Genomic DNA, 12,603 nt, shown 5'->3' with positions numbered 1-12,603 from the left:
CGATGATAGTCACCTCTAGCCGAAACCTAATTCGTCGCTATCGACTGCAATCGTCCGCGCCGGCGCCACGTGGTGGCGACCATGCGATGCTGCGAACCCCCGTTCCAGCTTCCCTTCGAGTCGCCGCCGGGCAGCGCATCGGACCCTGCACGCTGAAGGGCGAGCGCGAGCCATGTCCGCTCCGACCGAGGATCGGCTCGCGCCGTCGATCCGGGTTCGGCCGGGCGCATGCTACTGCGGTCACTCGGACAGCAGCGGGATCGAGCGGCCCAGGCGCCTGCCGTACTCGGCGATAGCGCGGCCGACGGGGAGCCGCTCGGCCTCGTAGCGCTCGAGCGCCTCGTCGACCGGGTGCCGCGCGAGGGAGGCGGCGAGGGCCAGCGCGTCGCCCGCCGCCTTGGCCGCGCCCATGGCCGTGTGCGGCCGCACCGTCACGGCGGCGTCACCGAGGAGGGCGACCCGGCCGCGGACCGTCCGCGGCGGGACGTAGTCGACGATCGCCTGCAGGAAGGGCTGCGGCTCGGCCAGGACGGCGGCCGCGAAGGGCGGCGGCAGGCGGTCGAGCGCGTCCTCCTCGAGCCGGCGGCGGAGGTCGTGGGCGAGATCGCCGGGCGCGAGGGACACGCTCTCCGGCGGACGGCCGGACGCCGTCATCACTCCGCGGAGGGCCTCCTCCGAGAGGGGCCGGTACCAGACCCAGTTGTAGCGCCGACGGCCAGGCTCCACCTCGCCGGCGGGTCCGGGGACGAGGTAGCCGAGCATGTGCTCGCCGGGCGCGGTGTAGAAGGCGAAGCGTCCGAGCAGAGTCGCCGCGGCCTCGGCGGGGAGCGCCGACTCCGGGATCAGCCCGCGCCAGGTCGAGTAGCCGGCGTAGCGGTTCCCCGGCGCCTCGGGCGCGACCGCCGCGCGCACGACGGATCCGAGGCCGTCGGCTCCGAGGACGACGTCGAACTCCAGGCCGCTCCCGTCGCGCAGCTCGACGACGACCGGGTCCGTCCCGGTCGAGGGGCGCACCCCGGCGACGGCGTGGCCGAGGAGGTAGCGGTCGGCGGGGATCCGCGAGCGGAGCGTGTCGTAGAGGTGGTCCCACGACACCTGCGTCTGCGGGGAGGGGTCGCGGCCGATCACGCGCCCGGAGCGGTCGAGGGTGATCCGCTCGTGCGCGACGACGCCGACCCGCGCCTCGTCGTCGCGGCCGATCGCGTGCAGGAGGTCGATCAGGTCCTGCTGGGCCACCAGCCCGGCTCCCCGCCGCGACAGCCCCGTCGCCGACCGCTCGAGGACCGTCACGCGGTGCCCGTCGCCAACGAGCAGGGCCGCGGCGAACAGTCCGCCGATCGAGCCGCCGACGATCCCGACGTCGAGCGGGCGCACCGCTCCTCCTGCTGCCATGAGCGCGACCGTACCGGCGAGCGGGCGGCCCTCGTTCCTACAGACGGCGGAACAGCGCCCCTCAGGCGCGGTCGTCCGCCCGCAGCGACCGGATCATTCCGCGGAGCAGGCGCGCCGCCGCCTGCCGCTCCTCCTCCGCGAGCCCCTCCAGCATCCGCAGCTCCACCCCGCGGACGGCGGCGGACGCCTCGGCCAGGCTCCGGCGTCCGCGCTCGGTGAGCCGGGCGGGGAGCGCCTTGCCGACCGGAGCCGCGTCGGGGCGGGTGACGACGCCGTCGCGCTCCAGAGTCTGCAGCAGGACGTTCATCGACTGCCGGGTGACGAAGGCGCCCCGCGCGAGCTCCGAGTTCGAGAGGCCCGGCCGCTGGGCGAGGAGCTCGAGGCAGGAGTAGTGGGTGACCGTCATCCCGAGCGGGCGGAGCACGGCCTCCATCGCCGCGCGCAGGGCGCTCGACGCCTCCTTGAGGAGGTAGCCGAGCGAGGTCTCGAGGTCGATGCCGTCTTGACTCATGTCAGTATTCTGACATACGCTCCTGTGTGTCAGAAAGCTGACACAACCGAGGAGGAACCCCATGCCCGTCACCGGCCCCGACTTCGTCTCGCTCCAGGTCCGCGACCTCGCGGCGTCCCAGGCGTTCTACGAGCAGTACCTCGGCCTGGTCCGCTCGCCCGCCGGCCCGCCGCACGCCGTCGTCTTCACGACGACTCCGATCGCCTTCGCCCTACGCGATCTCGCGCCCGGCACCGACCTCGACTCCGCCTCCCGCCCCGGGGTGGGCGCCGCGATCTGGCTGCACGCGACCGGCGTGCAGGAGATCCACGACGCGCTCGTCGCCGACGGGCACCCCGTCGTCGCGGCTCCGATCGACGGCCCGTTCGGGCGCACCTTCACCTTCGCCGACCCGGACGGGTACCACGTCACCCTGCACGACCGCGCCTGAGCGGAGTGAGACGGGGCGGGGCCGACCGCGCCTGAGCTGAGCGGGGCGGAGCGGACGAAACGGGGCCGGGCGCCTCAGCCCATCGCGCGCAGCTGGGCGGCGAAGAGGTGCAGCGAGCGGTCGACCTCGGGCAGCGCCGGCGTCCGGTTGAGGTGCCCGTGGGGCATGCCGGCGGCCAGGTGCCCGGTCACGGCGACGCCCGCCTCCGCGAGCTGGCGCAGGAGCAGCTCCGCCGACCCCCGCAGCTCGTCGTACTCGTTCACGACAACCGTGACCGGAGGCAGACCCGCCAGCGGCGCGGAGCCGGGCAGCGCCTCGACGGGGAGGTCGGAGATCCGCCCGAGGTAGGTGCGCACCATGCCCTCGATGCTCGACGGAGGGAAGCGGAGGACCGGCGGCAGCTCGCGCAGCTCGGCCGCGATCGCGTCGTCGACGGCGGGGTTGGGGAAGTGGGCGAAGGGGTAGGCCAGGAGCACGTGCTCCGGCAGCCGCGCACCGGCGTCGCGCTCGCGGAGGACCGCGCCGAGGGCCAGGGCCGCTCCCGCGCTCGCGCCGCCGATCGCGACGGGCGTGGATCCGGACTCCGTGCTGCGGAGGTGCCGCCAGGCGGCGTGCACGTCGTCGAGCGGGACGGGGTAGCGGACGTCGGGGCCGGCGAGCCGGTAGTCGACGGAGACGACCCGGGCCCGCGCCCGGTGCGCGAGCTCCGCCGCGACGACGTGCGACTCGCGCATGTCGACGCTGCCGGCGGCGAATCCTCCTCCGTGCACCCAGAGCAGAGCGCGCTCGGGCGCGGCGGGCGAGTACACGCGCAGCGGGACCGGTCCGTGCGGGCCGGACGCGGTCTCCGTGACGACGTCGATCCCCTCGGGCAGCGACCAGGCCCCCGGATCCTCCTCGAACGCGGCCATGCGGGCGGCCTGCTCGGCGTCGAGCGGATACGCGAGGCCGGCCAGGAGGGGCAGCCGGGCGGCGAGGTACGGATCGAGCGGCATCGGCGCCTCCTGCGGGGTCGGGGTCGCGGACCACGCTAGCCCGGCCGCGGGTCCTCGAGCGGCGCCTGCTCAGCCGCGTCTCTGCAGGAGCAGCACGCCGTCCAGGAGCACGGCTGCCGTGCCGTCGGGAGCGGTCACGGCGCGCTCCCTCGTCTCGACGAGCTCCGCGGTCCACTCGGCGGGGTCGAGGGCCAGCTCGGCGAGCTCCTCCTCGGGGCCGACGAGGTGCATCGCTCCGTGGCGGTGGTCGTCGCCGCTCGCCCACGGCGGGGGCGCGGCGTGCGAGACGACGGCGAGGCGGCCGCCGGGAGCGACGACGGAGGCCGCCCGCCGCAGCACGTCGATCCGCGGGAACTCGGCCATCGAGTGCAGGAAGCTCGCCGTCACCAGATCGAACTCCCCCACGACCGGCCAGTCCTCGGCGAGGTCGGCCTGCACGAAGTCCACGTCGGCGCCCCGCTCGGCCGCGGCCGCGCGCGCCCGGCCCAGCGCCGTCTCGGAGAGGTCGAGCCCGGTCACGCGCCAGCCGAGCGACGCCAGCCACAGCGCGTCCGCCCCCTCGCCGGCGCCGAGGTCGAGGGCGCGGCCCGGCGGCACCGGGCCGACCAGCCCGACCAGCGTCGCGTTCGGCCGGCCCGACCAGATCCGATCGGAGTCGGCGTAGCGCGCCTCCCACTGCTCGCGTGCGGTGCTCATGCTGCTCCTCGTCCCCGGGCGCAGGGGCACCCGCGTCGAGGATGCCGCGCCGCCGCTCCGGCCGCCAGCCGTCGTGCCGAACCGGCACGGGCACCCGTCCCGCGGACGACACGGCCGGACGGAGCCGCGGCGCCGCGCGGACCCGCCGGACGCACTTCCCCGACACGCCCCGCGCCGATTAGCGTCGGTGCATGGCCCTCCGACTCGAAGAGATCATCGTCGACTGCACCGACTTCCGGACCCTCGCGCACTGGTGGCAGGAGGCGCTCGGCTGGGACGTCGTGGACGAGGACGAGGACGGCATCGAGCTGCTCGCCCCGTCGGGCCGCGGGCCGAGCCTGCTCTTCCTCGACGTGCCCGAGCGCAAGACCGTGAAGAACCGGCTGCACCTGGATTTCGTGCCGGACGACCAGGAGGCGGAGGTCGCGCGGCTGGTCGGCCTGGGGGCGACGCGGTCCGACGTCGGGCAGGGCGAGCAGTCCTGGGTCGTGCTCGCCGACCCGGAGGGCAACGAGTTCTGCATCCTCTCCGCTCGGGAGTGAGAGCGCTTCCACTTTCCAGGACGGTTGTCGGGAAAGCGCTTCCATGCGCACGCATCGAAAAAGATTCTGAAATGTCAAGGGTAGAACGATCGTTCTCGACTCCCTAGCATCGCCTCCGACGCGTTTCCCGACCGGGAGCGCGCGGAGCCGAGGAGTCACCGTGACCACCTACGACAGACCCGTCGCCGCCGTCGGCATGACGCAGTCGCAGCAGCAGGGCGAGCTGCTCGCCGGCCGCGCCCTCGAGAACCGCGCCCTCGGCCTCTACGCGTACGCCTACCGCCTCACGCTGTCGGACTCCGCGGCGAGCGCCGCCCTCCGACACGCGGCGGTCACCGTCCGCAGCGGACGGCCGCAGGGACTCGACGACACGGGCGCCCTCGACCTGATGCGCTCCGAGGTCGGACGCGCGAGCGTGCAGCGCGGCGGCTCCGCGATGGAGCGCGCCGAGCAGGCCCCGCCGGCGATCCGCGAGGACGACCTGCTGCGCTCGGGCTTCCACCGCCGCCTGCACGCCCTGCCGACGCTCGAGCGCCAGGCCTGGCTGCTCCGGCACACCGGCGGCCACGACGTCGACGCGATCGCGGCGATGCTGCAGGAGCCGGCGGAGCGCATCCGCTCGGCCCTCGCCTCGGCCGCCCGCACGCTGGTCGAGGGCGAGCTGGCCGAGAGCGAGTCCGCGGAGTAGCGCGGCACGAGGTGCCCGAGAGACGCCGGGTCCAGCCGGCGGCGCCCCTCAGGCGTCTGGGACCCGGCAGCGACTCGGCGCGACCGGGAGGACGGGGTCAGTCGAGGTAGTCGATGTCGTCCCACGGCTGGTGGACGTCACCGGTGTCGCGGTCGTCGTCCGGCACCTCGAGCTCCTCGAAGATCACCGGAACACCTGTCGAGATCAGGACGCTGACCTGGCGGTTGCCCACGATCACGAAGTCGACGAGGCCTCCTCCGGCCTGCGTCGCCTCGGTCGCCGACCGCTTCAGCTCGGCGACGTCGGTCCCCTGGGACAGCCCGTAGGTCTTGCCCTCGATGGTGACGGTGGTGCGGATCATGTGGCGCTGCTGCTCCTCGGCTCGATGGGTTCAGCGTACGAATCGCGACAGAGCGCTGCCAGGCCTTGCGGTGGAGGCCCGCGGCTGCCACGGGTGAAGGGGCCGGCTGAGGCGAGCGGCGTCCGGAGCCGAGGCCGGAAGCAGCGTGACGGGCCGCTCGGGCGGATCCGCCGCTCCTGACCTCGGTTCCGGACACCGGGCGGCGGAGTCAACCGGGCGCGCTCCACGGAGCTCCCGCCGTAGCGTGGAATCTGTCCGCACGTTCCGCATCCAGCGACAAGGAGGATCCGATGACCGAGAAGAACACTCCCGAGGACCCGCAGACCACCGACCCCGAGCACGTCGACCCCGAGACGGCCACCGACCCCGAGGGCGACCCGGTCGAGAACCCGTCGGGCTGACGCCCGCACCGGAACGGCCCGCGGCCACCGGGACACCGCTGAAAAGGCGGAGTCCCGGGGGTCGCGGGCCGTTCCCGTGTCCGGCGCCGCCATACTGACGGAGTGCAGGCCGAGGACGACGAGCGCAGGGATCTCGAGCGGATCCTGTCGGCCCGACCCCGCGACGACGGCGCCGACCGGGACGAGCGGCGCGAGGCGCTGCGACGGCTCGGCGAGCTGGAGGCGGAGGACGCGCCTCCCGGAGTGACGCGGTCCGGCGCGCAGACCGGCGCCACGCCGTCCGTGGCACAGCCGGGCGCGGCGCATCCCTGGACGGCGACCGACTCGCTTCTCCCCCTGCCCGCGACCGCACTCCCGCTGTCGGCGACCGCCGGCTCCGGGACTCCGGAGTCGCCCGCCGAGCACCCCGACCGGCCGGCCCCGCGGACGCCGCACCCCCGCCGCCGCCGCCTCGTGCTCGCCGCCGCGATCGTCGGCGGAGCCGCGGTCGGCGCGATCGTCCCCACCGCGCTCCTCCTCCCTCCGCCCGCGGACCCCGTCGCCCCGCCGACCGCCTCCGCGGATCCCGCCGACCGCTTCGCCGCGCTCGTCGAGGGCTGGGAGCCGACCACCGACGTCCCGCCGGGCCTCGCCCTGCTCGCCGGGGAGGCCGTCGTCTACGGCTCCGGGTTCGACACCGCCGAGAACGACCGCCTGCTGATCACCGAGCCGAACGGCACCACGGTGTGCCTCGCCGTGCAGCGCCCGGACGCGTCCTTCTTCGCCGGCTGCACCGGCTCGGAGGCGTTCTTCGCCGGGGAGCCCCTCCGGGTCAGCGGCACGACGCTCCGCAGCGGCGCCCCGGTGTACACGCAGATCCTGCTCCGCCCGGACGGGACGATCGAGGGCGGCTACCAGCTGGTGCCGGAGCCGCCGCAGCCCGAGGCGGAGCAGTCCGGAACGGTGGAGTCCGGGTCACCGGACCCTGCGACCAGCGAGCCCTGAGCCGCCGGGCCCGCGACCAGCGAGCCGTGAGCCTGCGACCAGCGAGCCGCTAGGCGCGCGTCGCCTCCGCCGCGTCCGCGATCACCTCGGCCGCGGACGCCGTCCGCTCCCACACCGCGCGCTGCCGCTCGGCGCCCGTGCCCCGCGCCAGGACCCGCTCGACGCCGCACGCCGCGACCTCCTCGTCGCCCGACTCCGCCAGCGCCCGACCCGCGTGGTCGAGCAGGCGCGCCAGCACCGCGGAGGCGGGGGCCGGGCAGCCGTCGACCGGATCGATGAGGTCGCCGGTCGTGCCGTGGCGGCTCGCCAGCCAGGAGGAGACGGCGATCACCGGAGTCGGCAGCGGCACGGGCGGGACCCCGGAGCCCGCGTCGCGCACGGCCGTCTCGGCGAGCGCCCGGATCAGGACGGCGATCAGCGCCGAGTCCTCGGCGTGCAGCGGGACGTCGGCGATGCGCACCTCGACGGTCGGGTGCGCACGGGAGAGACGGGCGTCGAAGTAGAGCATGCCCTCGTCCAGCAGCACGCCGCAGGAGGTGAGGGAGGCGACGACGCTCCGGTACTGCTCGACGTCGCCCCAGATCCCGACCGGGCCGGCGGTGGGCCAGCGCCCCCACGACTGGTAGCGCCAGCTGGCGAAGCCGGTGTCGACGCCGGCGCTCAGCGGGGAGTTGGTGCTCAGGGCGAGGAGGGCGGGCAGCCAGCCGCGCAGCCGGTCGAGGACCGCGATCCCCTCCTCCGGCGACCCGATCCCGACATGGACGTGCAGGCCGCAGGTGAACTGCTCGCGGGCGACGAGGCCGAAGCGCTCGGCCATCCGGTCGTAGCGCTCGTCGGCCGAGAGGTGCGGCTCGAACGCGGCGGGGCTGGTCGCGACCGCGACGGCGCGGGCACCGACCTCGCGGGCGGAGTCGTCGGCCAGGCGGCGGCCCTCGCGCAGTCCGGCCAGCAGCGCGTCGTGCGTGCGGGCGGGAGCGCCGACCGCCTCGATCTGCTCCGCCTTGAGCTCGGCGGCCAGGGCGACCGCCGCGGAGCCGCGGACGGAGCCGAGCAGCAGCGGCGCCGCGGGCGTCGGGAGGAACGTCCCGGCGTCGACGAGGAGGTACTCCTCCTCCACCCCGAAGGTGCGGGCGCTCATCGGAGCGCCTTTCGCCCGAGTCCCCCGCCGCAGCCCACCCGGTCATCCCACCGTGCCGGGCGCCCGCCGGGCAACCGTCCTCGGCCGATGTTCAGCGTCGGGACGCCCGCGACGCCGGTCCGCGGGCGGGCTGTCAAGGCCGGGTGCAGCGGGGCGCGGAGCGGCAGGATCGGAGCACACCCAGAACCGGAGGTCACCGTGCCCGACAGCACTCCCGAGCAGGCCGAGTACGACGTCGCCGTCATCGGCGCAGGACCCGCGGGGACGGCCGCCGCCCTCCGCGCCGCGGAGCTGGGAGCGCGCGTCGTCGTGCTCGAGGCCGCGCGCGTCGGCGGCACCTGCGTCAACACCGGCTGCGTGCCCACCCGCGTCCTCGCGAAGACGGCGCGGATGATGCGCGAGACCCGCTCCGCCGGCGACTACGGGATCGAGATCGGCACTCCCGTCCTCGACTGGGCCGCGACCGTGCGCCACGTGCACGAGCGCGTCGACCTGGTGCGCTCGATCAAGCGCGAGGCGCAGCGGTTCGAGGAGGCGGGGGTCGACCTGATCCACGAGGGCCGCGCCCGCTTCGTCGACGAGAGCACCCTCGTGCTCGACAGCGGGCGGCGGATCCGCGCGCGCTCGATCATGGTCTGCGTCGGCGGGCACTCGCGGCGGCTGCCGATCCCGGGCGCCGAGCTCGCGACCGTGCCGGAGGACGTGCTCGGGCTGACCGAGCTGCCGCGCCGCGTCGCCGTGATCGGCGGCGGCAACACGGGCGCCCAGCTCGTCACCGTTTTCAACGCCTTCGGCTCGGAGGTGACGCTCCTCGACGTCGCCCCGCGGATCCTGATGACCTCCGACTCCAGCATCTCCGAGCACGTCGGCGCCGCCTTCGAGCGCCAGGGAGTCCGCGTCCGCACCGGGATCGAGACGGTGTCGGGCATCGAGCGGCAGGACGACGGCTCGCTCGCGATCGCGTGGCGCGAGGGCGGCGAGGACCGGACGGTCGAGGTCGACGTGGTGGTCATGGCCACCGGCTGGCCCGCCGACGTCGAGGACCTCGGACTCGAGAACGCGGGCATCGAGGTCGTCCGCTCGGCGATCCCCGCCGACCAGTACTTCCGCACCGTCGTGCCGCACATCTTCGCGGTCGGCGACGCGAACGGGCGCGACATGCTCGTCCAGGCGGCGCAGTTCGAGGCGGAGGCCGCCGCCGAGAACGCGGTGCTCGGCGCGAACCGGCGCACGCCTCAGTTCCTCCTGCCCGCGGGCGGATTCACGGACCCGGACTACGCGGGCGTCGGCTTCACGCAGGAGCAGGCCCGCGAGCGCGACCCGCAGTGCGTCGTCGCCTCGGTGCCGTTCTCCAATTTGGACCGCGCCGTCATCGACGACCGCGAGAACGGGTTCCTCACGCTGATCGCCGACCGGCGCCGCGAGCTGCTGCTCGGCGCGCACGCGGTCGGCGAGAACGCGATCGAGGTCGTGCAGTCGGTGACCACGGCGATGGCGGCCGGAGTCGACCTCGCGACCCTCGCGAACGTCCGCTTCGCCTACCCCACTTACAGCGCGGTGATCGGGATGGCGGCGCGCGCCCTGCTGGCCGAGCCGGCGCGCCCGACCGAGCTGGACTGACGCGCTACCCGATCCTCGGAGGCGGCGCCAGCCCCGAACCGGCGGCCCGCCGCCTCCGAACAACTGGAGACGGGCACTCCGCCCGCCCCGCCGAGAGGAACCCCTGTGCCGATCCCCGCTGTCGACTACAACCACGTCCGACTCACCGTCCGCGACATCGCCGTCTCGCGTCCCTTCTACGACTCCGTCTTCGGCTTCGACGTCGCCTTCGAGGCGCCGCCGGCCGACGCGTCGCCGGAGGAGAAGGAGCAGCTGGCGTTCGTGTTCGGCGGCGTGATCTACCAGTTCCCGGGCGGACTGCTCGGCCTGCGCCCCGTCGCGCCCGGCGACGACCGCTTCGACGAGGACCGGGTCGGGCTCGACCACGTCAGCTTCACCGTCCCCGACCTCGACGCGCTGAAGGCGGCCGCGGCCGTGCTCGACGACCTCGGCATCGCCCACGAGCCGATCAAGGACGCCGGCGGCATGAGCCTCCTCGAGTTCCGCGACCCCGACAACATCGCGCTCGAGATCACGTCCCCGAGCTGATCGGAGCAGCGCGCGTATCGAGATCTCCACGCACGAACGGGCAGGTCTCGATACGCCGCTTCGGGCTACTCGACCAGCAGAAGTCCCCGCCGTGCTGATCGAGTAGCGCGCACCGCGCGCGTCTCGAGATCCCCGCGCACGCCCGGAGAAGCGGACTACGGACGCCGTCGACGGTACGGGGTCGTCGTCGACACCCGGACGAGGCCCGCGCGCTCCAGGATGGGCCGCGAGTACTCGGTCGAGTCGCTGTGCACGAGGGTCTTCCCGAGATCACGGGCGGAGGCGGCGCGGGCGGCCGTGACCAGGCCGTAGAGCCCGCGTCCGCGGTAGTCCGGCAGCGTCGCTCCACCCCAGATGCCGGCGAAGGCGGTGCCCGGGACGGGCTCGAGCCGGCCGCCGGACGCCATCCGCCCGTCGACCTCGGCGACCCACAGCTCCATGCCGTCGCCGCGCGCCAGGCGGGCGACGAGCGAATCGGCGATCGACACGTCGACCTCCTCCTCGAAGGCGGCGTCGATCATGGCGCTGAACGCGCGGACGTCCGGCTCGTCGACGACCCGCCGCAGCACGACCCCCTCCGGGACCGGCCGGTCCGAGAGCAGCGCCTCGACCGGGCCGATCATGATCGACTCGGCCTCGTCCGGCGCGAAGCCGTTCGCGACGAGGGCGTCGTGCAGGCCCGGGGCCTCGTCGTGGCCGCGGGTCTTCCACTCGACGCGGGTGATGCCGGGATCGGCGTCGAAGTGCGCGCAGGCCGCGGCGACGAGGCGGGCGATCTCCGCGGAGGAGGCGCCGGCGAGGTCGCGGTAGGTGACGAAGCCGCGTCCGCCGGCGAAGGTCACCAGACGCAGAGGCCCCTCGCGCGTCACGGAGACGGCGCTCGGGGTCTCGGCGTCGGAGCGGAGCTGGTCGTCGTAGGCGCGGAGGTAGTCGGAGCTCATCGCCCCGACGCTACCCCCGGACCCGGGCGATCAGGTCCTGGATGAAGGGGATGACGTCCTTCGCCTGGTCGACGCTGGCGAATCCGGTCGCGACGAGCGGCCAGATCGAGCCGATGAGCGTCGCGATGACGGCGGCCACTGCGGCGACCCAGGCGAGGGCCGCGTTGCGGGAGAGGAACGCGACGGCGAGGCAGGCCAGGCCGACCGCGTAGCTGAGGACGATCGAGAGGACGATCGCGCCGACCGGGACGTCGAGCGCCCCGGCCGTGGTGCCGTCGGCCGCGCCGATCAGCCCGAGGACGGGCAGCAGCACGGCGACGACGACCACGAACGAGAGCACGACGCCCGTGCCGAGCGCGATCCAGGCCGCGCGCGGCTTGCGTCGCGCGCCGTACGAGCGGGTGCGCACGGGACTACTCCCGACCGGCGGCGGACGACGCGCGGTCGTCCTCGGAGCGGTGGGCGTCGTCGGACGCGGCGTCGCGATCGGCCGCGGCCTCGTCGCGCTCGACGTGCTCGGACTCCTCCGCAGGAGCGACCTCGACGGTCGCGGTGCGGGGGTCGCCATCGTCGTCCACCGGCTCGACCTGGACGCGGACCACGAACTCCGCGGTCTCGACGACGGCCGGAGCCGCGTGCGTCTCGACGCGGGGGTCGTCCTCGTCGCGCTCGGCGGCGCGCTCGTCGTCGGCCGTCTTCTGGGCGGCTGCGCGCTCGTCGCGCTCGTCGGCCGCACGGTCCATCGCGTCAGCGGCGTCGTCGGCTGCGTCCGCCAGACGTCCGCGGGCGGAGTCGACGGCACCGGAGACGGCGTCGCGAGCGTTCCCGGCGGCCTCCTTGGCGGAGTCGCGGGCGTCGGACGCGGCGCGCTTGGCGGTGTCGACGAGCGGCTCCTCGTCCTCCTCCGGCTTCTCGATCGGGTCGAACGGGCCGTGGACGTCGGTCGCCTCGACGTTGACGACGACGTGGCCGCCGGCGACCGGCTCCGCCACGCGCTGCACCTGATCGCGCACGGCGTCCAGGACCTCGCGGACGGGGTGGGGGTACTCGACGACGAGGTCGATGTCGACGGTGGTGACGCCGTCGGCCTTCGAGACCGTGACTCCGGGGACGGTGCTGGTGCCCAGCACGCGGCGGGAGGCGCGGTCGAGGCCGCGGGCGACGGCTCCGCCGAGGTGGTGGACGCCGGACACGCGCTGGGCGCTCTCGCCGGCGGCGGTCGCGACCCGGCTCTCGGTCGACTCGGGCTCGGACGGCTTCCCGTCGCGGCGGGCGGACTCGCGCCGGCTCTGCTGGTTCGGGGTCGGCTGCTCATCGGTGCGGATGCGCTCGACGGTGCCGGGCTCCATCGGATCGGACATGGGGTGCTCCTTCAG

The 12,603-nt window shown here is 74.7% G+C and carries 15 protein-coding genes; 6 read left to right on the top strand and 9 right to left on the bottom strand.

Annotated features, from left to right (window positions below; translation table 11 throughout):
* Window positions 1-240 precede the first annotated feature (240 nt).
* Entirely contained in the window at window positions 241-1,392 is a 1,152-nt protein-coding gene (locus C5C46_RS05040; protein WP_219812262.1) for an FAD-dependent monooxygenase, read from the bottom strand.
* A gap of 61 nt (window positions 1,393-1,453) precedes the next feature.
* On the bottom strand, window positions 1,454-1,903 hold the full coding sequence (locus tag C5C46_RS05035) for a MarR family winged helix-turn-helix transcriptional regulator (RefSeq protein WP_104225858.1): 450 nt from the start codon (window positions 1,901-1,903) through the stop codon (window positions 1,454-1,456).
* A 61-nt stretch (window positions 1,904-1,964) separates the two neighbouring features.
* On the opposite strand from C5C46_RS05035, the gene C5C46_RS05030 reads away from it, so the two are divergent.
* Window positions 1,965-2,333, top strand: coding sequence for a VOC family protein (locus tag C5C46_RS05030; protein ID WP_104225857.1), 369 nt, complete (start codon window positions 1,965-1,967; stop codon window positions 2,331-2,333).
* A 74-nt stretch (window positions 2,334-2,407) separates the two neighbouring features.
* Here C5C46_RS05030 and C5C46_RS05025 read toward each other — a convergent pair whose 3' ends face one another.
* Window positions 2,408-3,328, bottom strand: coding sequence for an alpha/beta hydrolase fold domain-containing protein (locus C5C46_RS05025; RefSeq protein ID WP_104225856.1), 921 nt, complete (start codon window positions 3,326-3,328; stop codon window positions 2,408-2,410).
* A gap of 69 nt (window positions 3,329-3,397) precedes the next feature.
* The gene (locus C5C46_RS05020; protein ID WP_104225855.1) at window positions 3,398-4,024 is read right to left on the bottom strand and encodes a class I SAM-dependent methyltransferase; all 627 of its coding nucleotides are present in this window, start codon (window positions 4,022-4,024) and stop codon (window positions 3,398-3,400) included.
* A 191-nt stretch (window positions 4,025-4,215) separates the two neighbouring features.
* Here C5C46_RS05020 and C5C46_RS05015 point away from each other — a divergent pair, with 191 nt between their 5' ends.
* Both C5C46_RS05015 and C5C46_RS05010 read left to right on the top strand, forming a co-directional pair.
* A complete protein-coding gene (locus C5C46_RS05015; RefSeq protein ID WP_104225854.1) occupies window positions 4,216-4,566 on the top strand; it encodes a VOC family protein in 351 nt (116 codons plus the stop codon).
* Window positions 4,567-4,726: 160 nt separating this feature from the next.
* The gene (locus C5C46_RS05010) at window positions 4,727-5,254 is read left to right on the top strand and encodes a hypothetical protein (RefSeq protein ID WP_104224052.1); all 528 of its coding nucleotides are present in this window, start codon (window positions 4,727-4,729) and stop codon (window positions 5,252-5,254) included.
* A 97-nt stretch (window positions 5,255-5,351) separates the two neighbouring features.
* Here the strand turns inward: C5C46_RS05010 and C5C46_RS05005 are convergent, their stop codons facing one another.
* On the bottom strand, window positions 5,352-5,615 hold the full coding sequence (locus C5C46_RS05005; RefSeq protein WP_104224053.1) for a hypothetical protein: 264 nt from the start codon (window positions 5,613-5,615) through the stop codon (window positions 5,352-5,354).
* A 503-nt stretch (window positions 5,616-6,118) separates the two neighbouring features.
* Between C5C46_RS05005 and C5C46_RS05000 the strand changes: the two genes are divergently transcribed.
* Window positions 6,119-7,000 (top strand): hypothetical protein, encoded by an 882-nt coding sequence (locus tag C5C46_RS05000; protein ID WP_104225853.1) that lies wholly within the window; start codon window positions 6,119-6,121, stop codon window positions 6,998-7,000.
* A 49-nt stretch (window positions 7,001-7,049) separates the two neighbouring features.
* Here the strand turns inward: C5C46_RS05000 and C5C46_RS04995 are convergent, their stop codons facing one another.
* Window positions 7,050-8,138 carry a glutamate--cysteine ligase gene (locus C5C46_RS04995; RefSeq protein ID WP_104225852.1) on the bottom strand — a complete coding sequence of 363 codons (1,089 nt, stop codon included), beginning with the start codon at window positions 8,136-8,138 and terminating at the stop codon, window positions 7,050-7,052.
* Window positions 8,139-8,336: 198 nt separating this feature from the next.
* Here C5C46_RS04995 and C5C46_RS04990 point away from each other — a divergent pair, with 198 nt between their 5' ends.
* Together C5C46_RS04990 and C5C46_RS04985 are read left to right on the top strand one after the other, a co-directional pair.
* Window positions 8,337-9,758, top strand: coding sequence for an NAD(P)/FAD-dependent oxidoreductase (locus tag C5C46_RS04990; RefSeq protein WP_258059335.1), 1,422 nt, complete (start codon window positions 8,337-8,339; stop codon window positions 9,756-9,758).
* Window positions 9,759-9,863: 105 nt separating this feature from the next.
* Window positions 9,864-10,286, top strand: coding sequence for a VOC family protein (locus tag C5C46_RS04985; RefSeq protein WP_104223996.1), 423 nt, complete (start codon window positions 9,864-9,866; stop codon window positions 10,284-10,286).
* Window positions 10,287-10,441: 155 nt separating this feature from the next.
* Here C5C46_RS04985 and C5C46_RS04980 read toward each other — a convergent pair whose 3' ends face one another.
* Genes C5C46_RS04980 through C5C46_RS04970 form a run of 3 tightly spaced genes read right to left on the bottom strand, consistent with a single transcriptional unit; the run spans window position 10,442 to window position 12,588 of the window.
* Window positions 10,442-11,227, bottom strand: coding sequence for a GNAT family N-acetyltransferase (locus tag C5C46_RS04980; RefSeq protein WP_104225850.1), 786 nt, complete (start codon window positions 11,225-11,227; stop codon window positions 10,442-10,444).
* A 10-nt stretch (window positions 11,228-11,237) separates the two neighbouring features.
* Window positions 11,238-11,636, bottom strand: a complete 399-nt coding sequence (locus C5C46_RS04975; RefSeq protein ID WP_104223994.1) for a hypothetical protein — start codon at window positions 11,634-11,636, stop codon at window positions 11,238-11,240.
* A 4-nt stretch (window positions 11,637-11,640) separates the two neighbouring features.
* A complete protein-coding gene (locus tag C5C46_RS04970; protein WP_181125569.1) occupies window positions 11,641-12,588 on the bottom strand; it encodes an Asp23/Gls24 family envelope stress response protein in 948 nt (315 codons plus the stop codon).
* Window positions 12,589-12,603: the final 15 nt, after the last annotated feature.

Origin of the sequence: Rathayibacter sp. AY1E6 (assembly GCF_002931115.1) — a bacterium.
Classification (GTDB): domain Bacteria; phylum Actinomycetota; class Actinomycetes; order Actinomycetales; family Microbacteriaceae; genus Rathayibacter.
This window is presented reverse-complemented; position numbering and strand designations above follow the sequence as displayed.

Excerpts from the sequence above, each read along its gene's own strand:
- C5C46_RS05040 (WP_219812262.1), bottom strand. The coding sequence starts at position 1,392 with ATGGCAGCAGGAGGAGCGGTGCGCCCGCTCGACGTCGGGATCGTCGGC.
- C5C46_RS05035 (WP_104225858.1), bottom strand. The coding sequence starts at position 1,903 with ATGAGTCAAGACGGCATCGACCTCGAGACCTCGCTCGGCTACCTCCTC.
- C5C46_RS05030 (WP_104225857.1), top strand. The coding sequence starts at position 1,965 with ATGCCCGTCACCGGCCCCGACTTCGTCTCGCTCCAGGTCCGCGACCTC.
- C5C46_RS05025 (WP_104225856.1), bottom strand. The coding sequence starts at position 3,328 with ATGCCGCTCGATCCGTACCTCGCCGCCCGGCTGCCCCTCCTGGCCGGC.
- C5C46_RS05020 (WP_104225855.1), bottom strand. The coding sequence starts at position 4,024 with ATGAGCACCGCACGCGAGCAGTGGGAGGCGCGCTACGCCGACTCCGAT.
- C5C46_RS05015 (WP_104225854.1), top strand. The coding sequence starts at position 4,216 with ATGGCCCTCCGACTCGAAGAGATCATCGTCGACTGCACCGACTTCCGG.
- C5C46_RS05005 (WP_104224053.1), bottom strand. The coding sequence starts at position 5,615 with ATGATCCGCACCACCGTCACCATCGAGGGCAAGACCTACGGGCTGTCC.
- C5C46_RS04995 (WP_104225852.1), bottom strand. The coding sequence starts at position 8,138 with ATGAGCGCCCGCACCTTCGGGGTGGAGGAGGAGTACCTCCTCGTCGAC.
- C5C46_RS04980 (WP_104225850.1), bottom strand. The coding sequence starts at position 11,227 with ATGAGCTCCGACTACCTCCGCGCCTACGACGACCAGCTCCGCTCCGAC.
- C5C46_RS04970 (WP_181125569.1), bottom strand. The coding sequence starts at position 12,588 with ATGTCCGATCCGATGGAGCCCGGCACCGTCGAGCGCATCCGCACCGAT.